The organism is Bradyrhizobium sp. AS23.2, assembly GCF_001908185.1.
Lineage (GTDB): Bacteria > Pseudomonadota > Alphaproteobacteria > Rhizobiales > Xanthobacteraceae > Bradyrhizobium.
Genome location: NZ_LGHM01000120.1, coordinates 1 through 22,775, shown reverse-complemented (window position 1 = coordinate 22,775; position 22,775 = coordinate 1). Strand labels below are relative to the sequence as shown.

At 61.1% G+C, this 22,775-nt stretch carries 23 protein-coding genes and 8 pseudogenes; 19 read left to right on the top strand and 12 right to left on the bottom strand.

Annotated features, from left to right (window positions below):
• Nucleotides 1-353 (top strand): LysR family transcriptional regulator substrate-binding protein (locus AC630_RS24965; protein WP_245330509.1); only part of this gene is annotated, 353 nt, incomplete at its 5' end.
• Nucleotides 354-592: 239 nt separating this feature from the next.
• Here AC630_RS24965 and AC630_RS24960 read toward each other — a convergent pair.
• The 3 genes and pseudogenes from AC630_RS24960 to AC630_RS46330 form a co-directional block, all read right to left on the bottom strand.
• Nucleotides 593-1,027, bottom strand: a complete 435-nt coding sequence (locus AC630_RS24960) for a hypothetical protein (protein WP_074121073.1) — start codon at nucleotides 1,025-1,027, stop codon at nucleotides 593-595.
• Between the two features lie 315 nt (nucleotides 1,028-1,342).
• Entirely contained in the window at nucleotides 1,343-1,459 is a 117-nt protein-coding gene (locus tag AC630_RS48405) for an FUSC family protein (protein ID WP_502691534.1), read from the bottom strand.
• Between the two features lie 127 nt (nucleotides 1,460-1,586).
• Nucleotides 1,587-1,912, bottom strand: a pseudogene (locus tag AC630_RS46330) (endopeptidase La); the annotation flags it as partial.
• Between the two features lie 562 nt (nucleotides 1,913-2,474).
• Between AC630_RS46330 and AC630_RS24945 the strand changes: the two are divergent.
• From AC630_RS24945 to AC630_RS24920, 6 genes and pseudogenes are all read left to right on the top strand, one after another.
• A complete protein-coding gene (locus AC630_RS24945) occupies nucleotides 2,475-3,110 on the top strand; it encodes a nitroreductase family protein (RefSeq protein WP_074121071.1) in 636 nt (211 codons plus the stop codon).
• 35 nt (nucleotides 3,111-3,145) lie between these two features.
• On the top strand, nucleotides 3,146-3,691 hold the full coding sequence (locus AC630_RS24940; protein WP_074121078.1) for a carboxymuconolactone decarboxylase family protein: 546 nt from the start codon (nucleotides 3,146-3,148) through the stop codon (nucleotides 3,689-3,691).
• Between the two features lie 477 nt (nucleotides 3,692-4,168).
• Nucleotides 4,169-5,086 (top strand): NADP-dependent oxidoreductase, encoded by a 918-nt coding sequence (locus AC630_RS24935; RefSeq protein ID WP_074121077.1) that lies wholly within the window; start codon nucleotides 4,169-4,171, stop codon nucleotides 5,084-5,086.
• Nucleotides 5,087-5,151: 65 nt separating this feature from the next.
• Complete coding sequence (locus tag AC630_RS24930) at nucleotides 5,152-6,069, top strand: NADP-dependent oxidoreductase (RefSeq protein WP_074121076.1); 918 nt, start codon at nucleotides 5,152-5,154, stop codon at nucleotides 6,067-6,069.
• A 17-nt stretch (nucleotides 6,070-6,086) separates the two neighbouring features.
• Nucleotides 6,087-6,293, top strand: a pseudogene (locus AC630_RS48400) (hypothetical protein); the annotation flags it as partial.
• 47 nt (nucleotides 6,294-6,340) lie between these two features.
• The gene (locus AC630_RS24920) at nucleotides 6,341-7,477 is read left to right on the top strand and encodes a hypothetical protein (RefSeq protein ID WP_245330508.1); all 1,137 of its coding nucleotides are present in this window, start codon (nucleotides 6,341-6,343) and stop codon (nucleotides 7,475-7,477) included.
• A gap of 149 nt (nucleotides 7,478-7,626) precedes the next feature.
• On the opposite strand, the gene AC630_RS24915 is transcribed toward AC630_RS24920, so the two are convergent.
• Both AC630_RS24915 and AC630_RS24910 read right to left on the bottom strand, forming a co-directional pair.
• Nucleotides 7,627-8,991 carry an MFS transporter gene (locus AC630_RS24915; RefSeq protein ID WP_245330507.1) on the bottom strand — a complete coding sequence of 455 codons (1,365 nt, stop codon included), beginning with the start codon at nucleotides 8,989-8,991 and terminating at the stop codon, nucleotides 7,627-7,629.
• 80 nt (nucleotides 8,992-9,071) lie between these two features.
• Nucleotides 9,072-9,353: a hypothetical protein gene (locus AC630_RS24910; RefSeq protein ID WP_074121068.1), complete on the bottom strand. Its 282-nt coding sequence runs from the start codon at nucleotides 9,351-9,353 to the stop codon at nucleotides 9,072-9,074.
• A gap of 572 nt (nucleotides 9,354-9,925) precedes the next feature.
• Here AC630_RS24910 and AC630_RS24905 point away from each other — a divergent pair.
• The 11 genes and pseudogenes from AC630_RS24905 to AC630_RS24860 all read left to right on the top strand — a co-directional run bounded on the left by AC630_RS24905 (nucleotide 9,926) and on the right by AC630_RS24860 (nucleotide 16,337).
• Complete coding sequence (locus tag AC630_RS24905) at nucleotides 9,926-10,330, top strand: YybH family protein (RefSeq protein WP_074121075.1); 405 nt, start codon at nucleotides 9,926-9,928, stop codon at nucleotides 10,328-10,330.
• A 10-nt stretch (nucleotides 10,331-10,340) separates the two neighbouring features.
• A pseudogene (locus AC630_RS24900) lies at nucleotides 10,341-10,795 on the top strand (glutathione S-transferase family protein); the annotation flags it as partial.
• Between the two features lie 148 nt (nucleotides 10,796-10,943).
• Nucleotides 10,944-11,153 (top strand): annotated as a pseudogene (locus AC630_RS48395) (MFS transporter); the annotation flags it as partial.
• Between the two features lie 55 nt (nucleotides 11,154-11,208).
• Entirely contained in the window at nucleotides 11,209-11,523 is a 315-nt protein-coding gene (locus tag AC630_RS47210; RefSeq protein WP_245330506.1) for a hypothetical protein, read from the top strand.
• Between the two features lie 578 nt (nucleotides 11,524-12,101).
• The gene (locus AC630_RS24890; protein ID WP_074121066.1) at nucleotides 12,102-12,521 is read left to right on the top strand and encodes a cupin domain-containing protein; all 420 of its coding nucleotides are present in this window, start codon (nucleotides 12,102-12,104) and stop codon (nucleotides 12,519-12,521) included.
• A 186-nt stretch (nucleotides 12,522-12,707) separates the two neighbouring features.
• Nucleotides 12,708-13,049: pseudogene (locus AC630_RS48390) on the top strand (carboxymuconolactone decarboxylase family protein); the annotation flags it as partial.
• A 44-nt stretch (nucleotides 13,050-13,093) separates the two neighbouring features.
• On the top strand, nucleotides 13,094-13,414 hold the full coding sequence (locus AC630_RS24880) for a pyridoxamine 5'-phosphate oxidase family protein (RefSeq protein WP_083636380.1): 321 nt from the start codon (nucleotides 13,094-13,096) through the stop codon (nucleotides 13,412-13,414).
• A 793-nt stretch (nucleotides 13,415-14,207) separates the two neighbouring features.
• Nucleotides 14,208-14,609, top strand: coding sequence for a hypothetical protein (locus AC630_RS24875; RefSeq protein ID WP_074121065.1), 402 nt, complete (start codon nucleotides 14,208-14,210; stop codon nucleotides 14,607-14,609).
• Between the two features lie 39 nt (nucleotides 14,610-14,648).
• Nucleotides 14,649-14,984, top strand: a complete 336-nt coding sequence (locus tag AC630_RS44190; RefSeq protein WP_074121064.1) for a hypothetical protein — start codon at nucleotides 14,649-14,651, stop codon at nucleotides 14,982-14,984.
• Nucleotides 14,939-15,466, top strand: coding sequence for an HAD family hydrolase (locus tag AC630_RS24865; protein ID WP_083636379.1), 528 nt, complete (start codon nucleotides 14,939-14,941; stop codon nucleotides 15,464-15,466). Before AC630_RS44190 ends, AC630_RS24865 begins: the two co-directional genes overlap by 46 nt.
• A gap of 469 nt (nucleotides 15,467-15,935) precedes the next feature.
• Nucleotides 15,936-16,337 carry an SPW repeat domain-containing protein gene (locus AC630_RS24860; RefSeq protein WP_074121062.1) on the top strand — a complete coding sequence of 134 codons (402 nt, stop codon included), beginning with the start codon at nucleotides 15,936-15,938 and terminating at the stop codon, nucleotides 16,335-16,337.
• Between the two features lie 247 nt (nucleotides 16,338-16,584).
• Here the strand turns inward: AC630_RS24860 and AC630_RS24855 are convergent, their stop codons facing one another.
• The gene (locus tag AC630_RS24855) at nucleotides 16,585-16,848 is read right to left on the bottom strand and encodes a DUF2274 domain-containing protein (RefSeq protein ID WP_349539198.1); all 264 of its coding nucleotides are present in this window, start codon (nucleotides 16,846-16,848) and stop codon (nucleotides 16,585-16,587) included.
• Nucleotides 16,849-17,115: 267 nt separating this feature from the next.
• Between AC630_RS24855 and AC630_RS24850 the strand changes: the two genes are divergently transcribed.
• Nucleotides 17,116-17,589, top strand: coding sequence for a cytochrome b (locus AC630_RS24850; RefSeq protein WP_245330505.1), 474 nt, complete (start codon nucleotides 17,116-17,118; stop codon nucleotides 17,587-17,589).
• A 414-nt stretch (nucleotides 17,590-18,003) separates the two neighbouring features.
• On the opposite strand, the pseudogene AC630_RS24845 reads toward AC630_RS24850, so the two are convergent.
• The 6 genes and pseudogenes from AC630_RS24845 to AC630_RS24815 all read right to left on the bottom strand — a co-directional run.
• Nucleotides 18,004-18,249: pseudogene (locus tag AC630_RS24845) on the bottom strand (transposase domain-containing protein); the annotation flags it as partial.
• A 66-nt stretch (nucleotides 18,250-18,315) separates the two neighbouring features.
• Nucleotides 18,316-19,148, bottom strand: a pseudogene (locus tag AC630_RS24840) (FTR1 family iron permease).
• Nucleotides 19,149-19,160: 12 nt separating this feature from the next.
• A complete protein-coding gene (locus tag AC630_RS47205) occupies nucleotides 19,161-19,493 on the bottom strand; it encodes a cupredoxin domain-containing protein (RefSeq protein ID WP_283808450.1) in 333 nt (110 codons plus the stop codon).
• 342 nt (nucleotides 19,494-19,835) lie between these two features.
• A pseudogene (locus AC630_RS47200) lies at nucleotides 19,836-21,050 on the bottom strand (IS1182 family transposase); the annotation flags it as partial.
• A 303-nt stretch (nucleotides 21,051-21,353) separates the two neighbouring features.
• A complete protein-coding gene (locus tag AC630_RS24820; RefSeq protein ID WP_074121060.1) occupies nucleotides 21,354-22,175 on the bottom strand; it encodes a hypothetical protein in 822 nt (273 codons plus the stop codon).
• Between the two features lie 139 nt (nucleotides 22,176-22,314).
• Nucleotides 22,315-22,713, bottom strand: a complete 399-nt coding sequence (locus AC630_RS24815; protein WP_074121059.1) for an META domain-containing protein — start codon at nucleotides 22,711-22,713, stop codon at nucleotides 22,315-22,317.
• Nucleotides 22,714-22,775 lie beyond the last annotated feature (62 nt).

The window sequence follows — 22,775 nt, the reverse complement described above, 5'->3', positions numbered from 1 at the left end:
AGGCTTGTTTTGCCGACCATCCAGGCCCTAAAGTTGTGCACAGGAGCGATCAGGAAGGGCATCTTCAGCAGATGGCATCCGCCGGTTTTGGAGCCATCTTGGCGCCAGAGCACGCTCCCAAACTGCCGTCGCTCGCCGCTATTCCAATTGAGGGCGACCCCGTCCGGCGCGAGGTGCAGCTTTTGGCCGTGGCGGGGAGGCAGTATTCGCCGGCGCTCGACGCCTTTATCAAAGTTGCTCGTGTTCGCGACTGGACAAGTGCGCTGGACAAACTCTGCCGCTCGTCTGCCCCCGCCTCGAACAAGGACAATGTTCGCAAGGATGACGCACAAGGTGCAGGCTCCTTGATCTAACTCTTGGGCCCCGGTCCCGCCTCCTTATGCCCGAGCTTGTCGCGGGCATCCAATCGTCGTTGCTGAAGTGACGCGAAGTCGTCATGGCCAGGATAAGCCGGATAAGCCCGGCCATGACGCAGTTGCAGTATTCCATAACGTTTGGCGCGCGCGGTGCATGCGCGTTGCGACAGTCTATTCCGAATTCATCGTGAGGACGTGCAATGGCTCCTGCGCATCTTTTCAGCTGGCGCTCGCGCTCAGCGACCTTGAACGGTTCTACTCCGGCACACGAGCGCGTAGCTCGGCGAACCTCTTTCCGGCGCGGACGCAACGATGCAGCCGATGACCGACGCGAGCCCTGCGAAGTGACACCTCGCACACACGACCTGTTTTTTGTGACGATGGTTCTCGCCCATCCGGAGGGCTACGGGCCGTTCGATGAGCGGTTCACGTTCCTGTTTAATTCCTACGAGACACTCGGGGCGCGGCAGCCGCGTCCCCGGCGCGGCATGATCACGCGGCCAGCATTGGACGAAGTCTAGGCATACCGGGCGGATGTCGACCAGGCAGTCGCCAGCTTGCTTGGCCGCGGCCAACCCCGGGAGGTCGCTGAGCTGATCGAGCTCGGATGCCACCACGAGCAGCAGCACCAAGAGCTCCTGCTCACGGACATCCTCCGCCAGCTCGCGCAAAATCCGATCCGGCCAGCCTACTGCGACCCTGCCCCAGTGTCGGTCGAGACCTACCTGGGCTCTCGTTCACCGGATTCGAGGGCGGGATGGTTGAGGTCGGTCACGGCGGAGTGGGCCTCGCGTTTGACAGCGAGGGATCGCTGCACCGCGTGCTGACCGCGCCGTTCCGGCTTGCCGACCACGCACAGGGCCATTCAGCCGGCATAGGCTATCAGCAGGAAGATCGCGCGTCTGGGAGAAGAGCGCCGTTCTTGCAATCGAAACTGCGACGCCGATGGCAGTCACGATCACGCGAAAGACCACCTTCTCGAGGGCTTAGCCACGATTTGGTTCGACGACGATTGCAACTGTCACAATCGCCGTCGACGGCGCTTCGAGCGAGAGCCAGAAGCTCACATACAATGCAACGATTGCCGCTAGCCCGATTCGGATAGCGAAAGCCCCGGGAGTAACGGGGGAAACCCAACGGAAAGGAATCTCACTGGTTTACGCAGCATCAATAAAACTTCTCCGTGATATCGAGTGTCCGCCTCGACGGAGGAAGGGGTAAAGGGTGTTGTTCGGCGGCGCCCTCGGGCATGCGCTCGTAACGCTGGGGCTCCTTCAGCGCGTGGCATTTCCCCTCCTCATGTTCGCCTTCGCGATCGCCGCAGCCAGCTCCGCGACCTCCTGGGTCTTGCCGTCCCCCCTCGCCCAGCTCGCGCTGGATCGTCGCCACCTGCTCGGAAAACTACCTTGCGCTGCCGCTCGTCGAGCGTCGCCTTGGTTCTGGCGGCCGATCTCGTTGCTGAGGCGCAAGACCTCTATGCGCACGGCGAGAAGCCGCGCGACCTTGTCCATGCGCGCGACGAGGTCGACCGACTCCAGGATCTCCTGCTTTTCCTTCAGCTCCGCCGCCCGGTCCGAGTTCGGCACGGCCTCGATGGTTGACCGCGGACCGCCGGGGGGCACGCGCACAGCGCTTTTAGGCGACGATACCCCACGCTTATCGAATGCATGCCCAAACGGAATTTCTAATTTCGCCGGCTGCGTCCGATCGTGAGGTCCACTGGGTCGGCCGAACACGCGGCCGCCTCGACTTTGAATGAAGCCATTGCGCGGAGCCACGGTGCCGTGCGCGGGCAACAAAGGGGCCCCCAATGAAATAACCAAAGACCGTCGGCTCAGCTGTTGCGGTCTCGCTAGTCGCGGCCACCGTGGTGGCGCTCGCGTAGAGCAGCGAAGCGGCTCCAGTCGGTCCGTACGCTGATGCGTCACTTGGTCAAGCCGCCGCCCTGCACCGAGCAGTTCTCGAAACGAGGTCACACTGTTCTGCCTTCGCTTTCGGAAATTACCCATGGCGTTGCCATTAAACGCCGAACGGGCCCCATCGCCGCGGCATTTTCAGCAAAAAAGACACGAAAGCACTTTCGTATCTCAACCTATCCCTTCACCCATAGGAATCATCATGACCAACGGAACCACCATCACCAACGCCGTCATAGAGTGCATCCTGAGCCGCAGCGCCGCCAAGTACTACGACCCTGCCGCCAGCTTGAGCGACGACCAAATCCACGAGCTCGTGCGAATCGGCACCACCGCGCCGACATCCTTCCACCTGCAGAACTGGCGCTTCATCGCCGCACGCTCGCCTGAAGCCAAGGCTCGGTTGCGTCCGATCGCTTGGGATCAGCCCGCGATCACCGAAGCAGCCGTTACCTTCATCGTCTGCGGCCAGTTGGCCGATTCCAGCGTAGTACCAGAGCGTCTGGCACCGCTAGTGGAAGCGGGCATCATGCCGGCGAACATGGTGCCAGAATGGGAAATCCCCGCACGCGATCTGTACATGGAGTACCCGCAGCGCCAGCGCGACGAGGCAGTACGCACCGGCACGTTCGGCGCGGCGGCAATGATCTATGCGGCCCGCTCGCTGGGCCTTGGTTCGACGCCGATGATCGGTTTCGATGCCGAAGCGGTGCACCGCGAGTTCAGACTGGCCGAGGACGAAGTGCCGGTCATGTTGTTGTCCGTGGGGCCGGAGCGTCCGGGAAACTGGGCGCAGAAGCCGCGCCGTCCGGTCGCCGACGTGCTGGATCTCGTATAAGCATTAGTAAAGCCCGTAACTTACGGAAGACTATGATGCCAAGAAGTGCAGCTCTAAAGGCGGAACAAGTGCCGGCCGATAGTAAACCGACTCTCGATGCGTTCACCAAGAACATCGGGTTCACCCCAAATATGATAGCGACATTCGCGCAGAGCTCGATCGCGTTCAACGCGTGGGCCGCCCTGCTCGGCTCCTTGAGCAAGGCGCTCGACGTGAAGACGCGTGACAGCATCGGCCTCGCTGTCTCCGAAGTGAATGGCTGCGACTACTGCCTGTCGGTTCACAGCTTTACCGCCGAGCATATGGCCAAGCTGCCGGCCGATGAAATCATTCTCGCTCGGAAGGGCCATGCCAGCGACCCGAAGCGGGACGCCGCCATCCAGTTTGCGCGCAAAGTCATCGAGACCCGCGGCAAGGTCAGTGACGCCGATCTGAAAGCCGTTCGCGATGCAGGCTACACGGATGCGAACGTCATGGAGATCGTCGCGCTGGTGCCTATGTACTCTCTAACGAATTTTTTCAATAACGTGTTCGATCCTGAGAATGACTTTCCCGCCGTTACACGGGCTGGCCCGATCTGACTCTATCCGGCCGCATCGACTTTCTCCGAGAGTGCTCAGAGGGGTCGTGTGATGCGGGCCTGACGTCAAAGCCTAGATGCACCCAGGTACGATTCTCGGGAACGCGTCTGGGCTTTTCGGATGTACCGGCAAGGCTAGAATAATTTAGCACCACATCAGGATTCCACGATTATCTCCGCGGTCGAGCATGCAAAACCATATGCATCTCCGGAGGATCGAATGGCAAAATCGAAGAGAGTCCCTCAGTGGAGATTTATTCCAAGCCAAGGGGGCCGAGCGGTAGATCATCAATATGACGGCGGTCCTTTGGCGTGAGAAGCAGACGTTTATTCCGCACCGTTGATTTTTGCAAGCCGAGTTGGCGGCATCGATTCCATAGCCGAAGGTCATTGGATCATCGATTTTCACCGTTCTATTTTCGCTCATGTGCAAGAGGCATTCTGAAATGACGACATCCCACACATCGGGAAGTAGATGATGAAGGCGATCGTGGTAACGGACCAAACTGCGGGAACGGCCGGGATGAAGCTGGCGGAGCGACCCGAGCCGCAGGCAGCTATAAACGACGTCCGCGTTCAGGTTCATGCGTCGGGATTCACCTGGGATGAGCTGTCATGGCCCTCGACCTGGATCGATCGCCTCGGCCGTGACCGGACGCCGGTGATTCCCGGGCAAGAGCTGGCTGGTGTGGTCACCGCCCTCGGCTATGGCACGACGGGGCTGTCGGTGGGACAGCGGGTGTTCGGCCTTACAGACTCGTATCGCGGCGGCACCCTGGCGGAGCATGTGGCCGTCGAGGCACGCAACCTCGCGCCGCTGCCGGGCGACGTCGACTTCACGGTGGGTGCGAGCGTGGCGATGCCGGGCCTGACCGCGTGGCAGGGACTGTTCGAGCACGGCCGCCTTCAGGCGGGGCAGAGCGTCCTCGTGCACGGTGCGGCCGGCGCAGTCGGTTCGATGGTAACCCAGCTCGCACGTGAGGCCGGCGCCCACGTCATCGGTACCGGACGCGCTGCCCACCGTCAGACGGTGCTCGACCTCGGCGCGCAGGAGTTCGTCGACCTCGAGAACGACGCCCTGGAAGACGTCGGCGGAGTCGATCTGGTGTTCGATGTCTTCGGCGGCGACATCGCGAAGCGGTCCGCAGCCGCGATCCGAGCCGGAGGAACGCTGGTGACGATCGCCGGGCCGACCGAGGCACGGCCCGCCGACGGCCTGACGATCGACTTTGTTGTCGTGTCCTATCGCGCCCAATTGAGTGAGATCATCCGGCGCGTGCGGGACGGGCGATTGCGGACGAACATCGGCACCGTCTCGACCCTCGACGATGCCGTCGCCGCCTTCAACCGGACCGGGCGACGCAAGGGGAAGACGATCATCCGCGTTCGTCCGTGAGCGACACGCGCTCATCCGAGCAACATTTCCACCAAGAAGAAAAATCACCCATGGAGACAATTCCCATGAAAGCAATCGTGGTGACGGACCAGGCTGCGGGAACGGCAGGGATGAAGCTGGTAGAGTGGCCTGAGCCCCAGGCGGCAATAAACGACGTCGTCGTTCAGGTTCATGCGTCGGGATTCGTCCCGACTGAGCTGGCGTGGCCCTCGACCTGGACCGATCGCCTCGACTGTGACCGAACACCGTCGATCCCCGGGCACGAGCTGGCCGGAGTGGTCACCGCTCTCGGCTACGGCACGACGGGTCTGTCGGTGGGACAGCGAGTGTTCGGCCTCGCCGACTGGTATCGCGACGGCACCCTGGCGGAGTATGTGGCGGTCGAGGCACGCAACCTCGCGCCGCTGCCGGGCGACGTCGACTTCACGCTGGGCGCTAGCCTGCCGATCTCGGGCTTGACCGCGTGGCAGGGACTGTTCCAGCACGGCCGCCTTCACGCGGGGCAGAGCGTCCTCGCGCACGGCGCGGCCGGCGCAGTCGGGACGATGGTGACGCAGCTCGCGCGCGAGGCCGGCGCCTACGTCATCGGTACCGGACGTGCGGCCGACCGCCGGATGGTGCTCGACTTCGGCGCGCAGGAGTTCGTCGACCTCGAGAACGACGCCCTGGAAGACGTCGGCAAAGTCGATCTGGTGTTCGATGTCATCGGCGGTGACGTCCAGAAGCGGTCCGCAGGTCTGATTCGAGTCGGAGGAAGATTGGTCACCGTCGTCGGGCCGGCCGAGACGCGGCCCGCCAATGGCCTGGCGGTCGACTTTGTTGTCGAGTCCGATCGTGCCCAGCTGAGTGAGATCGTCCAACGCGTGCGGGACGGGCGACTGCGGACGAACATCGGCATCGTCTCGACCCTCGACGATGCCGTCGCCGCCTTCAACCCGACCGAGCGACGCAAGGGGAAGACGATCGTCCGCGTTCGTCCGTGAGCGACGCGAGCCCCTTGATGCACGCAGCCGGCCGGCGCTGTCCAAGGTCGGCCAGCCGCATCCTGTCAGCTCCCTGCCACAAAGAGGCACCCATAGCTTTCACGTTGAAGATCAACGGCAAACCTCATGATGTCGATGTCGACGGCGACACCCCGCTTTTGTGGGTGTTGCGCGACGTGTTCGGCATGACCGAAGCCAGGTTCGGTTGCGGCCAGGCGCTGTGCCTTTGAGAACGTGTGAGTTTATGTGGTCATCGAACAATAAAGAATCGATGCACGACCGTAAGGCAATACGCGAAGGCAAGTTTTCACACCTGTCTTGGAAATCGTCTCGTACGCCGGTTTCTTTATTGTGGCTCTATAGATTTGTGATGGAAGCATTTGTTCGCCCGCAGAATCGCAGAACGCTTCTTGACAAGCGCCTTGACTATTTGGCTCTGGTTCCCGCAGCGGCGGCGATTTGTTATCCATTTCTGCTCAAGGCTTTTCATGCCATCGTCAGCACGCAGGCCGTAAGCCCGCCACCGCTCGCAATCGCCAGCGCGACCTTCATCCTGGTCGTTGCGTTCGTCGTGCCGTTTCTTGGGATCGCTCTGGCACGTCGTCCCACGTCCAATCCCGGTTCAAGACGCCTCGCCTATGCCAGCGTTGTGTCGCCAACGCTCTACGTCTTTCTCGGCGTCGTCCAGGCCTTGATCAAAAGCCCTATTCCCGACGAGGTCGTCTGGTGTGCGATTTGGCTCGCAATCGCGATCTGGTCGCAGTCTGCCCGAGATCCGGTCGCTGCAGCTATGCCTGCAGTCGGAGATTGGCGGGTTGTCCACGGGGTAACGGCCGCCGTCCTGTGCCTATACGTGGTGTTTCATCTCACCAATCATCTGTTCGGCTTGATAGGGCCGGATGCGCATGCAGCCGTTATGAAGATCGGACGCCTGGTTTATCGCTCCGCCGTAGGTGAACCGTTGTTGGTGGCGGCCATGCTTTTCCAGATCGGCACTGGCCTCTTTCTGGCATGGCGCTGGAGCGCCGCAGCGCATGACTTCCAGCGGACCTATCAGGTCGCTTCGGGAGCCTATCTATCACTGTTCATTCTCGGCCACATGAACTCGGTCTTCGTCTACGCGCGACGCTTCCTCGGCATACCGACAGATTGGAATTTCGCGATCGGAGCCCCGACTGGGCTCATTCATGACGCATGGAATATCCGTCTGCTGCCTCATTACGCGCTCGGCGTCTTCTTCGTCCTGAGCCACCTTGCTTCAGGGCTGAGGGTGGTGCTGATCGCGCATGGCGTCGATAAACGTAATGCCGATCGCCTTTGGGATGTCTGCGTCGCGATGAGCGCCATCGTCGCTGCCGCGATCATCGCGGGAATGTCCGGCGTCAGGATCGGTGTATTGGCTTCGTGACTCGCGAACGCGATGATCGCGGTCGCGCACGCCGTCCTGCGCAAGGCGCGGGAATCCCCTACCTGGACGGCGCGCGGTCTGGGACTTTTTATTGCTTGGCTTCCTGTCGGACGCTCCCGGAAAGAACCGTGCGTCTCTTTCCATGCTTGCTAAGCCCCTCCCGAGCCGCTCGCTTTCGCCGCAGCCGGCGTCGGGGTGATTGCGGCTGTAAAGGCGCCGCCGATCGAGGTCGCAGCGGCTACGGCGAGACCGACCTCGTAGCCGGACTCGAAAGACGCGGCACCGGCGGCCAGTGCCGCACCAGCAAGCTGCGCAATCCGGCTCGCCGCATTGTTGATGCCGGAGGCGATGCCTTCGTGCGTCTGGTCAACGCTCGACATCACGGACGCGGTGAGCGGTGCCACGAGCACCGCGAAGGACAGGCCAAGCAGCGTCATGGGCAAGATCACGCCGAGCATCAAAGATTCTTTCTGACCGAGCGCCAACCAGACATAGGCGAGCGCGGCACCTGCCGGTCCCGCGATAAGCATGGTCCGCGCGCCAATCTTGTCCGCCAAACCGCCGAAGACATTCGACAAGAATCCCACGCCGAGCGTGAAGGGCAGGAATGCCAGCCCGGCATCGGTCGACGACAGGGCGCGGCGATCGACGAGGTCAAAAGGTAGCAGGAAGAACACGATCGAAATCCCCGAATAGATCATCAGGGTCGCGACGTTCAGCCCGAGGAAGGCGCGGTTCTCCACCAGCCGAGGTGGCGTCATCGGATGTTCGCTTCTGCGCTCCCAGAACGCGTAGACGGCGAACCCGACAATGCCGAGCCCGGCGACGATTGTGAGCACCGTGCCCGGTTGGGCTGGTGCGTCCGCGGCGGCCCGAGTTTCACTTGGTCCGATCTGGCTGAGCGCCCAGGCGAGCGCCCCGAGCGCTGAAGCGAGGATCGCGGCGCCAATCACGTCGAACCGGCGCTGGATGAGGCCATCCTTAGGCGCGAAGACCAGCAGAACTCCCACTGCTACGAGCGCGAGCGGCGGGTTGATCCAGAACACGGATGGCCAGCCAAAGGTCTCGGTCAGCCAGCCGCCCAGGACAGGACCTCCGGCGGTGGTGAGAGCCGATGCCGCGGCCCATACGCCGATCGCTCGGTTCCGCTCCGCGCGCGGATAGGTGGCCCCGATCAGGGCGAGGCTGGCAGGGGTCACGATCGCAGCGGCCGCTCCCTGCACGACGCGGGCAGTGATAAGCCAGGCGGGCGAAGGCGCCAACGCGCAAGCCGCGGACGCCAGACCGAACAGAACGCAACCGAGGCCGAGCATGCGCGCCTTGCCATAAACATCCGCGAGCGCGCCGCCGATCAATGTCAGGGAGGCGAGCGCCAGCATATACCCGTTGAGAACCCATTGAACGGAGGCGAGGTCCGCACCGAAGTCAGCGCGCAATCTCGGCAACGCAACGGGCAGCGCTGTCCCATCGATGAACGCCATCGAGGACGCAAGCACACAGGCTGTGAGCACCATGCGCCGGCGCCGAGGCGGCGCTTCCCGCCCGAGCTCTCGAGGGCACGGTTCTGGATCGATAACGCCGCGGCTGCACCGCTCTAAAAACGGTTGCGCCATTCATCGACCTCCCCGCTAATTTGCCGCTGTTCCTCAGTGCTTTGCCGAAGATTTGAGGTAGCGGACCAGACCCAAACCGCCGAACAGACGGCCGTCACGATCCGGCCTTCGGACGACGAGGCCGTTGTCCAGAGGTAGACGGGATCGTCATTGACGATGGCCCCGGTGACTGCGGAAACCGCTCGCGCATCGGCGCCGTAGGCGACCTCGAAACTGAGCTTGTACTTTTCAACGAGCGCCTCCGTCTTTTCCCGATCGTCCACCGATACTGCGTCGCCTTTGATTTCCTCCGCGGCGAATTTGTCCGCCGCTCGCGAAAAGCTGCAAGCTAGGCGTTGCAGTACAGATACCAGGAACCACGCTTACACTGGGTCACACCGACCCGCCGGCCAAATCGCCAAGCAACTGGATTTCGCCGCCAGCGGCGCGCGCAACGGTAAGAGAGGGCGAAGCCATCGCTATTCTGCAGCATCACAATTGCCCCCTGTTTGAAATGTCTGGCGATCAAAGCGACGAATGATCCCTCACCGCTTCTGACAGAAAAGCGGTCTCACACCATGGCGGTTCACCCCCCGGCGAGGGAAATCACCTCTCGCCATAGAATCGATAGACGATCGTTATCGCCGCTCGCAGCGCGGCGTGACGCAGTAACGACCTGCACAATTCGCCTTGACTTACGAATAGATTGAGGACTGGCACCGCGGCATTCCCCGTCGCCATGAAAACTATACGCATCCGCTATTGGAAAAGTTCGTCCAGCGCTGCGATCAACAACCTGCCACAACATGCGTATCAGCCGCATCGCAGTTCAACCAACATCAACGGGAGACTCCTGATGTCCCAGTCCTATTCACTTCCTACTGAACCAGAAGGCATTGTCGCGTCGCTGCTTGAGCGATTTAACTCCGGCAAGGTCAGCGCGATGATGGGCTTGTATGCTCCGGAAGCCGTGTTCATCGCGAAAGACGGGCGAACCATCACTGGTCACACCGAGATCGCCGCCGAACTCGAGCGCGATTTCAGCCTCGGCCTGCCGCTGGAGGCCAAGGCGCGCCATGTATTCATCGCCGACGATATCGCCCAGATCGTGCTGGACTGGTCGATTGATGGCACAGGTCCCGACGGCAAGCACGTGCACCTCGGAGGCTCTGCAAGCGACATCGTGCGTCGCGGCGCGGATGGACTCTGGCGGTACCTGATCGACAATAATCTTGGGACGGCGGTGCGACGGGCCGCTTGACATATGTGCGCTCGCGCTCAACCCCGACGGCAAGATTCCCGCAATCTACGACCCCGACGGGCCGAGCGGCGCGCCGCTCGTGCTGTTCGAATCGGGCGCGATCCTCCTCTATCTTGCCGACAAGACCTGTCTCGACCGATCCGAACACCCGCTAGGAAACGATCGTGGGTGATGTGGCAGATGGGCGGAGTCGGGCCGATGTTCGGCCAAGTCGGCTTCTTCAACAAATTCGCCAGCAAAGCCTATGAGGTCAAGCGCCCGCGCGACCGCTACGCAACCGAATCAGCGTGGCTGCTCGGTGTCCTCGACGAACGGCACGCGGGCCGCGACTGGGTGATGGGCGCTGACTACAGCCTGGCCGATATTTCGCCGCTCGGCTGGGTGCGCAGGCTAACTCGTCGGCTTCGCAGATTTCTTCATGTGCAGGCGCGGCTCAACCGTGGTCTCGCGCGTCCGGCGGTGTAGCGCGGGCTGACCTAACCTGAGGGATTACGCCGTGAGCAGCGCGTCCCTGATCCTCACCGACCGCAGCCTGGCGCTCTCTGAGCCTAAGGCCGTCGGCGCGCAGGGCAGCACAAAGGTGCTCGCCGCGTCGAGCCTGAGCAGCTGCCTCATGTTCGTCAGCAGCGCCGTCGTCACGGTCGCGCTCGCGGCGATTGGCCGAGACATGCGCCTGTCGCCGCTCGACCTGCGGTGTGTGATGAATGCCGAGCTCCTGTCGCTCGCGGCCCGGACCTTGGTCGCCGGCGCTCTGGGTGACCGGTTCGGACAGAGGCGGATCTTCCTCGCGGGAATCGCTTTCCTTGGCCTGAGCGCGGCCGCGATTGGTTTCGCGCCGCTCATCTTCGGTCGGTTCCTGCAAGGCTTGGGCGAAGCCTTTGATCCCGCCCAAAGGCCTTTCCGTGCTCGGGCAGGCCTTTCCCGCCCGTGCGGCCGGCATCTGGTCCGCCGGCACGGCTGTCGCCAGCGGCGTCGCGCCCGCGATCGCCGGCGCGATCCTCGATCACGGGTCCTCGCGGACGACCTTTCTGATGCGCCTGCCCGTAGTCGCCGGCGCGCTGGCCGTCGGCACCGTGTGGATACCCAAGGACTCCCCGACCAGCCACGCCCGGGTCGACGTCGGTGGCGCTGTCTTTTCGATAGTCGGGCTCGGCGGGCTGGGCGCGGGGCTGACCAGCCTGATTCCGGTCTGAACCTTTGGGTGCTCGTCACCCTGATCGTCGGTCTCGGCGGCTTAGCATGCCTCATCGTGATCGAACGGCGATTAGGCGACAACGCCATGCTGCCCCCGTCCCACTTCGCCTCGCGGTCGGTCGTAGGCGCGAACCCGTTCACCGCGCTCCTCTACGGGCCCTTCACTGTCATGCTAACCTTGATCCCGTTCACGATGATCCGCGGCGCGCACCGGCCGACGCCAGTGGCGGGCTTGGCCTTCATCCCCCTGCAAGTGCTGATTACGGTCGTCTCCCCGCTCGCGGCATGCTCTGCCGCCAGTTCGGCCGGCGCTTGCCATTGTTCGCCGGGGGCGGCGGCGTCGCCTTGGGATGCACCATCACGCTCCGTGTCGGTTCGAACGCAACCTATTGGGCGGACATCTTCGCCCCGTCCTGTTGCCGTCGCTGGGCATCTCGCGGTGCTTATTATCGAGCCGGGGCCCACGTCGACTTCATCCCGCGAGACTGACCCGTTCGGTGTCCGTAATCGGCAGGCCGGCAAGGCCGGGAGGAAACAATGAAGAACGAAGACCAACCTAGGCAACAGGAGAAAACCCATGAAGATCCGAACCATTATCGCTGCCACCTGCGCCGCCCTCGCCTTCTCGATGGCCGGTCCAATCAACGCCCATGATAGCGAAGCGGAAACCGTCACGAAGAACTTCGAGGCGGCCATTCCCAATATCCCTGGCAAGTCGCTGATCGCCGTGGAAGTCGATTACGCGCCCGGCGCGGCCTCCGTGCCCCACACCCACGCGAAGTCGGCTTTCATCTACGCCTATGTGATTTCGGGCGCGATCGAGTCGAAGGTGAACGACGGCGAGACGCGCATCTATCGGGCAGGCGAGAGCTGGTCCGAACCGCCGGGCGCTATCCATTCGATCAGCCGCAACGCGAGCAAGACCGAGCCGGCAAAGCTGCTCGCTATCTTCGTCCTCGACACCAATGACAACCCTCTGACCACGCCCAACAAGTAAACCTTCAGACGGATTGAGAAGAATGGGTCTCCTTAAGGAGGTAGCGATGGACCAGAACATCATCAAAGAGACAACGCTTTCGCTTGAGGAGCCGCGTCTAGTGCGCTCCTGGGACCGTCGACGATGAGCTTGAACTCGATGAGGTCCCTAGCTGATTGGTAGTGCGTCTCTTCGCGCCATCTTGTCAAGCTGAGGGTCTCGCAGATCAATGGATGCGCATACTGCGTCGATCTTCACTCGCACGAGGCATCGGTTGATGGACAACATTCGCAGCGGCTTCATTGTCTGACGGTCAGGCACGAAACCGAACTATTCACTCCGCGTGAGCGCGCTGCGCTCGCATATGCAGAGAGCATTACGCGTATTTCCGATACGCATGTTCCAGACGAGGACTACGATCAGGTCGAGCAGCACTTCGATGAGCTTGAATTTGTCGATCTAACGCTCACGACAATGAATGCCTGGAATCGGATAGCGATAAGCTTCCGCAGGCCGGCGGCCGAACGCCGTTCAACGCAGGCAACCTAAACACAGAGGAGTCGTTCGCAACGGGAATACTGACGACAGCCGCAATGAAAGCAGCCGTCGACGATATTAGACTCTGTTTCGTTGCAACAGCCTCCAAGGACGGAACGCCGAACGTCTCTCCAAAAGGATCGCTCACCGTTTGGGATGGTGATCATTTGGCGTTCGCGAATATCGAGGCGCCGCGCACGATGAAGAACATAAACGAAAACCCGAAGTTGGAGGTAAATACGATCGATCAAATTTCCCGCCGTGGATTTCGATTCAAGGGGACTGGAGAGATATTCGAGAAGGGTGATGTTTTCGATCATGTCGCGAATGATATCTGGAATCGAGAGGGCGAGACGTTCCGATCCACGCGATCGTGAAGGTGCGTGTACTCGAAGCCCAAGAAATGCTGTCTCCCGCCTATTGGCTCAAGAAGGGGGGCATTTTCGAAGAGGTGCGCCAGGTGTGGGCCGGGAGGTTCGGTTACAAGATTTTCCCGAAGTGATGGTCCGGAAGAGGTGGAAATCCTGCTCCAGTGAGCAGGAACCATGAACGTGGAAGTTAACAAACGTCCGCACCCGATGACGCTCAGGTCCGGTGAGTTGATCGTGAGAGGCACGCCCGCCGGCGTCAGTCCCATCGCCGTGGAGACACAATCTCAGGCGAATAGAGGATCGGTACAATCGAGACGATCATCGGCGTGCCGGCTGGACGAATTTCGTGGGCTATCTTGGCGGACTGCCTGAGCCGGCATGGGCTCGTCCGCCGTTGGCCCTTCTGCGACCTCGCGCTATTCGGGGTTAAGCGGACAGCAGTCGGCCGATCGCTTAATGGGTGTACACGCCCTAGGTCGGCATCAGTTTGGATGGACAAATCGGGAGCGTTCGAATGGAAGAGATTTCTACTCGAGCGCTTGCTCTGACCTCCTGCGCGGGGGTCGTTGGCGTCTGAAAGCTTTAGACGCGCGCGCCGGAGAGAATGAAAACGATAACGATCCGCCATTTCTAACGGCGCGCAGACGCGAATACCCTCATCATACATCACGTCGATACTTGGTGGCAGCACGGGTAGCCAATCGATCACAACGCGGTCGATCCGCCGCTCGTGTGCGCAGGCCCCACTCTCGATGTCCAAAGAACTCGATCGAGCAGCCCAGCATGCAGGAGTTACGCCATGTCCTTTCGCTTCATCACAAACGCTATCCGCACCTACCTAATCGACTATCCTGTCGCCATCGTTTTGATGGTCGCGCCATTTCTGCTGAAGCTAGGCAAGAGCTGTCCTGTCGCGCTGTGGCTTTCGATGGTGACCCGTGTTACGGCACTGCTGCTGCCGGGACTCACGGACCACCTGACGGGGCTCGTCCGGGTCATCAGTTACTGGCTGCATCTCTGGGTGGACTGCGCATTGGGTGTGGTCTCCATCACTGCCACCTCCGCTTTCCATTTCACTGGGCTTGACGCCCGGTACCACTGGGTTCTCGCCGTTGCGGTTTTGCTGACGACCTCAGCTCTCAACACGCCCGAGGTGAGCGCCGCCCAGCGAGCGAACCTCGACACGCGGCCTGCCATTTGAGGATCGGTTCGATTTTAGCGCGCGGAAAGGAGCAAACCCATGACCGACGATGTTCGATTCTCGATGCTGCGACGCAAGCTACTTGTGGCCCTCGGAGATGCCGCAATTGGCGGGGTGACGGCGAGTGCTGTCGGGCGGGCTGCACCCGCAGGCGCTCAAGAAAGCAACAGTGGCGCTGTGCTGCCGTCGATCCTCTCATTCGACGTCAATGATTCGCTGCTCAACACCCGGCACTTGGCGCCGCTGTTTGAACGGCTATTCGGCGACGGGAAGTTGGTGAACGAACGGTATACGCAGCTGATCCTCTACCCGGAAGCAATAACGCCGGCATGGGGCCCTACACACCATTCTTCAATTTATCGGAAGCCGTGCTGAAATCGATGGGCTCGATTCACGGCATCCCGATCCAGCACGCCGACCTCGTCGAACTGGAAATGCGATCCGCTACCTCGATGCCGGGCGGGCTGAAGCAATTGATGGACGCCGGTTTCCGGCTTGTCACGCTTTCGAACTCGCCGCAGGGCGCGCAGATCATACAGCTACGGCACGCCGGCATCGATGGTTACTTTGAAAGATTGCTGAGTGTTGATCTGGTGCGTCGATATAAGCCGGCGCCGCAGGTGTATCACATGGCCGCAGAGGAGCTATATGCGTCGACGTCTGAGATTTGCATAGTGTCGACCCCTGTGTGGGATATTCTCGGGGCGCAGAACGTTGGTTGTCCAGCAGCGCTTATTGCCGGACCCGGCAATTCGACGTCACCCAAGCTGGCGGTGCATGGCAGGTCGGCAGCGCCAGTAGCTGCCGGGTCAGATCTTCCGAGCGTGACTGCGCAGCTGATCAAACTCTGGCGTTGACGACGTTCGGGGCGACACTCGGCGGCTACACCAAGCCCTTCCCTACCTCCGCAGCCAGACGCCGTCGTGTCATGCGGCTGAAGTTCGCTCCGCCCTTGGACTGGCGGTCGACGCTCACGTGCCTTTCGCCGCGGGCCATCCCCGGAATCGCGGAGCGATGTCGTCTTCGACTACGACCAGCGCACAAGCGCGGAGGACCTGGTTCCGGTGCTTTATAGCCTGAGCGGCTCCACGCCGACGCCACACTACCCGCTTCCCATGGCGCAGGCGAGTGGAATGGAAACCATAACGACCGGGCATTTCTAATGGTTGGCGTGCCGGCATAGCGTTTCTGTGCATCTAACCGGGCTGACTTGTGACGGTTGTGCGGAGTGCTTGCCAGCATAGGGCAGCGTGATCGTCCTCTTGGGTGGCTGGGCTCTCCGCGTCGCAAGAACCCGTTCGAGCAACCAAGCACCAGGGGTCACTGATGTCGTTCCGCTTCATTACCAAATCTATCCACGCCTACCTGATCGATTATCCCGTCGCGATCGTCCTGATCACAGCGCCGTTCGTGCTGAAGCTCGGCCAGAGCGGAACGGTCGCGATGTGGCTTTCGGTTGTTGTCGGTGTCGCCGCGCTGCTCTTGGCCGCTGTGACCGACCATCCCACCGGTCTCGCCCGCATCATCCCCTACTGGCTGCACCTTTGGGTCGATCGCGCCGTCGGGGTGGTGTTTGTCATCGCACCCTTTGCCTTCAAATTCGGTGGGCTCGACGCCTCGTACTACTGGGTCCTCGCTGCCGCTGTCCTGCTCACGACGTCCGTCTTTAACGCGCCTGAGAAGCCAGTCGCGACGCGTTCGGGATTGGACACGCGCACAGTGGGTTAGCCATGACGGCCCCACGCACAGCGCACCAAGCCTCGAGCACAATTTGAGTGCGAGCAACAGAGTGCTGCACCCGCGCCGGCTTGATAGACCGTCGAGCTCTTCGGCCCTGTGAAGAGGCATGCATCGACCGCAACCCCCTTTAGGGCCGAGCCGCGTCAAGCATGGCTGATCGTCGTGGTCGCTGGGGGGGCGTTCTTCCGCTGAGGAGATGGTCGCTGCTTCTTGGGAATTGGCCTCACGCCGGAAGCTATCCATCTTTATTTTGAATTTGCCGTCGCGCTCGTCGAAACGCCCGATCGGTGGCTATAAATCGCGCCAACATCGGAGCGACGAGTGAGTTCAGATCAATTGTATGACCACCCTCTTGTTCTAGCACTTCGGCATAGACTCTTAGATCATGGTAAATCGCAGACGCCGGCTTTATCGTCATTGTGACCGGCTTTTCATCCTCGATGGCGCCTATCTTCAGTTTGCTCACGTCGGTCGCCCCCCGATTGACGATCACGTTCACGGGAAAGCCTGGCCCGATTGTCAATGTGGGTTGAAGAGTGCCGGACGCTCGGACGCCGATTGAGGACCCTGGGCATTGGGTTTGTCATAAGGTAAAGTTGAGCGCCGAGGAACCGGCGAGCTTACTAAGCGCTCAAATTTCTGGCGACGCGCCGCCACAGTTCATCGACCGCTGCGGCGGGCTTAAGATCGGAGCTAGGTAATCGGTTTGCGCAGCACTTCCTCTCGCTACGGCGCGGGCGCCCAGGCCCTCCATTGGCTGACCGTCGTGCTGGTTCTCGCCGCCTTTGTGCTGAGCAAGGGTGACGGCTATTCGCTCTATTCCGCCGCCGCGGATGGGCTCCGTAGGATTCACGAGACGCTCGGGGTGCTCGTCTTCATTGTCGTCGTGCTGCGGCTGCTATGGCGGCTGATCGACAGCGCGCCCGCGAAGCAGCCGATGCCGCGATGGATGGCTGCGGCTGCGAAGGTTGTCCACTTCGCGCTTTATGCACTCCTCATCGCGATTCCAGCAACGGCGGTGCTCGGTACCTGGCTCGAGGGGATTCCCGTCACCCTTCCTGGATTCGACATCGCCCCCCAGATCACGAAGGCGCATGGACTGGGGCAACTGATCATGGAAATGCACACCACCCTCGGAAGCGCCATCCTCTGGGTTGCCGGTGTGCATGCAGCCGCGGCTCTCTTCCATCACTTCTATCTGCGCGACGGAGTCTTTCAGTCGATGGCTCCGGGCGCATGAATGATTAGTCTTACTGCGAACATCCACTGCTTCCAGGCATCGCAGATTGTTCCTGCGATGCTGGGACCCATCGGCTCATATCGCGAGTTTGAGGATACTTGGAAATCGCTCCCGCCCTTGCTTACCAAGTCGGCCTAACTCCCTTTGCCGGCAATCGGGTACGAATGACCGTCGCGGAGCGCAACTTCCAGCAATACTGGATGGCCGTCACCGGCTTCTCACTCGCTCCGGACGATCAAACGTTCAGAAGATTGCTACATTGGAATCTGCGCTCGATTTGCTCAACGGCCTCTTGATGCAAGAGCTGACACGCGCGAGACGACAAATTTCGACATGACATCGTTCAACCTAGTGCTCAATCAGACCGATCAGATGAGTTCAAACCAGAACAATTGTAAGCGCTTAGCCGCAACCCTATTGATGCCGGCTTGACGTTTTGCGGAATCGCCATGGCATGAGATCGTCGATCTCGCTTTGGGAATGACCAGCGATGATTGCCTCGAGTGTTTCGGCGATGTAGGCAACGGGGTTGACGTCGTTGAGCTTACAGGTGGCAACGATCGACGCCAGCAAGGCCCAATTTTCGGCTCCAATCTCGTGACCGGCGAAGAGCGCGTTTTTCCGGGTCAAGCAGATCGGCCGGATCGCGTTTTCAACGTTCTGGGTGCGGCGCAACAGAATATATGGCCCCACCTCTTTGCATGCTGGTCAAGGAACTGTCCCGCTCTAACCCGCCGCAACGGCGTGGTCGCCGCGCACCTGCGCGGTCAGCCGCATCAGGCCACCGGTTATCGCGATAACGGCAAGATAGACCAAAAGCTGCATTTGCGTCGGCTGATCGGTATAGCCGATCAGCGTGTGCAAGGCGCGTCCGGGGATGCTGGCTTCAGACAACAGCCAGCCCGAGTCCCACACGACGGTATCGAGCGACGTTAGCCAGTTGGCGCGCTCCAGGAAAGCAACGGCCTGCGCTGCCATGCCCGCCGCGAGGAGCGTGATCAGAACCGTCGTCGTTGCGAACAGCGCGCGCGGCGGAATCCGCACCAGGCCCAAATAGGTCACGAGACAAACCGCGGCACCGAGCAAGAGGCCGAGGCAGCCGCCGATGGTCAGACCCAGGGCCGAACCGCCGTCGGAGGCCGCGACGCCATAGAGAAACAGTGCGACCTCGCTGCCTTCGCGCAGCACGGCGACGCCGACCACGACGGCCAGCGCCAATAGCGGCTTGCTGCCCTCGGCCACCGCCCGGCCGATCGCGCGCATCTCGCCGGCAATCTCCCGGCCGTGGCGCGCCATCCAGACATTGTGCCAGGTCAGCATCACAACGGCGACCCCGAGGACGGCGGCATTGAACAGTTCCTGGCCCATGCCTTCGAACAGCTGCGACAGGCCGCCGGCAAACGCCGCGACCACGCATGCGCCCGCCACGCCCGCGAGAGCACGCCGCCGACAATCCAGCTATTGCGATGCTTAACGGAGCGCGTCACCGCGAGCACGATGCCGATGATTAGACCGGCCTCGAAGACTTCGCGGAAGACTATGATGAGCGCGGCGAGCACGAAACGAGGACCTTATTCGACGACCAGGGCGCCACGCGCTTTCTCGCTGAAGTCATCATAGAACTCATAGCGCCCAGCCTTGAGAGCGCGGACGTTGATCACACCCTGGCTCTTGGCGGCCACGACCTTTTCCACCCTGAGCGAAGTGCTTTCGAACTCCATCGCCTTGCCGTCGAGATTCCTGATCCGGAACACGACCGGCTTGTCCGCCGGCGCACGTACCTCGCGCGGCTGAAACTGCCCGTTGGAGTAGCTGATCTGAATTTCCGTCGCCTGCTGGGCCGATGCTGTCGGCAGTGGCAGCATCGCCGTGCAGAGCGCTGCGAGAGCGAGCTTCCTGGTCATGGTCAAAACGTACATCTCTGAGCCTTCGCATTTGAGGGATGTCAGAACTCGACGGCGAATTTGAGTTTGGCGCGGTTGCGCTGGAACTCGGCGAGATTGAGCGAGAACGGGGTTCCGACTTCGCGACCCCATACCTGCGTGTTCCAGGCCGCCGTCATAAACATCTTCGGCGTGAATCGGACATAGAGCGTCGGACCGAGCATCACGGCATCGCCGGTAAAGGCCGAGAGCGCGAAGTCGTCGTAATGGCGCAGATACCAGACTTCGCCTCCGATCACGACATCGGGCGTGACGCGGAACGACAGCGCCGCGGAGCCGCCGAGCTTGGTTTCCCGAATGGTCTTCGAGAAGGCGTTCATGCTCCCAGCGGGTGATTCTTCGCTCCTTGCCGGTGGTGCAGTTCTGCTTGATGGCGCAGCGCTGGCAGGCCTTGGTCGAGTAGCGGCGCAGGATTAATCCGTTTTCTTCGGTCGTGAAGGAATAGGCGAGCCGCTCTCCCGCCGGACATATGTAAACATCCCCCTCGACGACGTAGCGGAAGTCCTGCTTGCCGAAGCGCCCTTCCGTCTTTGAGTTCGAGGTCATCGGCTTTGGCAGCGTGACCGTGATGCCAGCTTCCTCGCATGCCAGGATTTGTTCGCTGCTGAAGTCGCCGCGATCAGCGACGACATCGAGGCTCGTGGCTTCCAGCGTCGTTTTCGTTTCCTTGGCCACGTTGGCGAGCTGCGACCGGTCGGTACCGACGTTGGTCACCTCATGCGTGACGATCAGATGATGCTTGGTGTCCACGGCGACCTGGACGTTGTAGCCCACGACGCCAGAGCCTCGGCCGCTCGTCGCCATCGAACGAGAATCAGGATCGGTCAGCGATATCCGCTGGTCAGGTGTGGCGATCATCCGCGCCTCCAGTGCATGAAGGCGCTTCATCTCCTCCTTCAGCCTCGCGATCTTCTCCATCAGCCGGGTCGTCTTGGTTGTGCGCGCCAGCGACGGCTCCTGCCGATCCGCGCTGTCCAGTTGGTGCAGATAGCGACCGACGCTCTCCTCGATCTGCGCCATGCGCCGTTCCATCTTGGCGCGCGTGAAGTTCTTGTCTCGGTTGTTCACCGCCTTGAACTTGCTGCCATCGATCGCAACGCTGGCTTCCTCAGCGAACAGGCCCATAGCGCGGCAGAGCGCAACGAACCGAGCGCAGACCCGCCGGATGGCACGGCCGTTGTCCTTGCGGAAATCCGCAATTGTCTTGTGATCGGGAACAAGGCGGCCAGTGAGCCACATTACCTCAACGTTGCGTCCAGCCTCACGCTCGAGCCGGCGGCTCGACTGAACCCGGTTGAGGTAGCCGTAGATGTAGAGCTTCAGCAGTACCGACGGATGATACGAAGGCCGGCCGGTTGCCTCGCGATCAACGCCGCCGAATCCAAGCTCGGCCAGATCGAGTTCGTCGACAAAGACGTCGATGACGCGAACTTGATTGTCCTCGCCGATCCAGTCTTCCACGCATTCAGGAAACAAAGTGCTCTGCCCACGATCCGCACCCTCAATGAAGCGTTTCATCCGATCCCCCACAAATCGTGCGGGAATCATATCGCGCGAATCACGTCAGTCGCAGCGTTTTCACACACTCAGGGTCATTCGCGACGAACCCAACCGATCATCACCGACATCCGATGTCCGCTTCGTCCCGCTTGCGACCGAAACGGCGTGGCACCGCAATATGTCGCGAAGGGCCAATTTCGGACTCGTGCACTGCGGCAAGAATACTCTACTCGATAACCTCGTCGGCGGTGGAGGCTTGCCCCATAAGACAGCAATCCACCCGCATGAGCGACGATCATCAGCACGAACTGCGCGGCCAGCTTAACGACGCAGCCAGTCAAGGGGAATTGGCTCGTCCAGGCGGTGGTGAGCATTAGCCTTAAAAATCTTAAAACACTCGTCTTGGAAGCGCGCAATAGCAGGCGATAAATCTACTGCGTTCACTGAGATAGTTCCTGTGCTGGTGTTATACGAGAACCGGGATCTCGCCGATTTCAACATGGCCCAAAACTTCGTATTCTGATCAGCAAACTTAGGATTTAAAAACACTATTCCGGTCGCGTACGCAGCGCTTGCGTAAGGCACCAAGAAGGTGAAATCCGCCGGCTCGTTTGAATCCGCCCATGCCGTAAAATTATAATTGGGGGGAGGTTTGGCTTCAGGGCGCCCAGCAATCGAGCGGGGATCAGAAATTCTAATAAAGGCCACGTACGTTATTGTGGCGTCGGAACACCTGACGGCAAGATTCCCCGTGTCGGAGTGAAGCGTGATCACAGAGTCCTTCTTGGTGATAATCCAATCACCAAAGCGGCCTAAAGTGTCAGAGCCTGCCGGTGCCCACGCTTGTGAATCTAATCGATTTCCAGGCTCCACAGTCACGTCGCCTGTAACTTCTCTGGTGAGACCGACATGTCCGCGCTTTTTCGCAGACGACCGCTCTGCGGACCTCACGCTGGTTGCAAAGGTCTTTGCAATCGCAGGATCGGGCTTGAGCGCCGTCGGCTTCGGCTCGGCTGGCCGGCTCATCTCAACCCTGTCGAAACAAGGTTGCGGCCCACACCCCAGGAAGTATCCCCGTGACGGCGCGAACCAGCCAAAGCCGATCAAGATTCCAGCCAGCACGCCAATAAAAAGCAGTCCCATCCGATTCCCCTCCTCGGGGGCGGAGCTCCGCTCGCACTTGCGACTTGGACGTAATTCTGCGCTGGTGGCCTATCCTTCGCGCAAAAGCGTTAAACCCCCATTAAGCGCACGCCGCTTGCCACACGGGCCAGACTGGCATCTAGTTCCCGTTCACACGAAAGCGCAGCGACTTGGGGCCGACGAGGGTGAGCACGTCGCCCGGGCGTTTCCAGGTCTCGACGCTGCCGAGCGCGGCGACGAGGTCGTCGTCGGCCTGCGCCTTGGCGGACGGGCAGGAACGATCCTGGATCTGGCCGGGGACGAAGATGACGGTGTTGCCGGCGACCGAGAACTGGCCCTTGCCGCCCTTGCACCAGAGCTCCAGCACCACCTCGCCATTGTCGCCGATCTCGATGTTCGGGATTCGCTTTGAGCCCGGCTGCGGCAGCGCCTCGAGCGTCATCTCGGTGCCGAAGGGGAAACCATCCTCCGCACGCGCGACAGTGGACACTGCGAGCATTGCAACCGTCGCACACACGATCTGCTTGAGCGAAACCATGAAACCTCTCGACCGACCTGATTTGCCGCACCTTCTATAAGACAGCAGCGCCATTGAGAAGG

What these genes read in the sequence shown, in the direction of transcription:
- AC630_RS24930 (WP_074121076.1), top strand. Translation starts at nt 5,152, where the DNA reads ATGAAAGCAATCGTGGTGACGGACCAGGCTGCGGGAACGGCAGGGATG.
- AC630_RS24820 (WP_074121060.1), bottom strand. Translation starts at nt 22,175, where the DNA reads ATGGGACTGCTTTTTATTGGCGTGCTGGCTGGAATCTTGATCGGCTTT.
- AC630_RS24945 (WP_074121071.1), top strand. Translation starts at nt 2,475, where the DNA reads ATGACCAACGGAACCACCATCACCAACGCCGTCATAGAGTGCATCCTG.
- AC630_RS47205 (WP_283808450.1), bottom strand. Translation starts at nt 19,493, where the DNA reads ATGACCAGGAAGCTCGCTCTCGCAGCGCTCTGCACGGCGATGCTGCCA.
- AC630_RS24875 (WP_074121065.1), top strand. Translation starts at nt 14,208, where the DNA reads ATGTCCTTTCGCTTCATCACAAACGCTATCCGCACCTACCTAATCGAC.
- AC630_RS44190 (WP_074121064.1), top strand. Translation starts at nt 14,649, where the DNA reads ATGACCGACGATGTTCGATTCTCGATGCTGCGACGCAAGCTACTTGTG.
- AC630_RS24905 (WP_074121075.1), top strand. Translation starts at nt 9,926, where the DNA reads ATGTCCCAGTCCTATTCACTTCCTACTGAACCAGAAGGCATTGTCGCG.
- AC630_RS24915 (WP_245330507.1), bottom strand. Translation starts at nt 8,991, where the DNA reads ATGGTGCTCACAGCCTGTGTGCTTGCGTCCTCGATGGCGTTCATCGAT.
- AC630_RS24920 (WP_245330508.1), top strand. Translation starts at nt 6,341, where the DNA reads ATGCACGACCGTAAGGCAATACGCGAAGGCAAGTTTTCACACCTGTCT.
- AC630_RS24935 (WP_074121077.1), top strand. Translation starts at nt 4,169, where the DNA reads ATGAAGGCGATCGTGGTAACGGACCAAACTGCGGGAACGGCCGGGATG.
- AC630_RS24940 (WP_074121078.1), top strand. Translation starts at nt 3,146, where the DNA reads ATGCCAAGAAGTGCAGCTCTAAAGGCGGAACAAGTGCCGGCCGATAGT.
- AC630_RS24865 (WP_083636379.1), top strand. Translation starts at nt 14,939, where the DNA reads ATGGGGCCCTACACACCATTCTTCAATTTATCGGAAGCCGTGCTGAAA.
- AC630_RS24860 (WP_074121062.1), top strand. Translation starts at nt 15,936, where the DNA reads ATGTCGTTCCGCTTCATTACCAAATCTATCCACGCCTACCTGATCGAT.
- AC630_RS24890 (WP_074121066.1), top strand. Translation starts at nt 12,102, where the DNA reads ATGAAGATCCGAACCATTATCGCTGCCACCTGCGCCGCCCTCGCCTTC.
- AC630_RS24880 (WP_083636380.1), top strand. Translation starts at nt 13,094, where the DNA reads ATGAAAGCAGCCGTCGACGATATTAGACTCTGTTTCGTTGCAACAGCC.
- AC630_RS24815 (WP_074121059.1), bottom strand. Translation starts at nt 22,713, where the DNA reads ATGGTTTCGCTCAAGCAGATCGTGTGTGCGACGGTTGCAATGCTCGCA.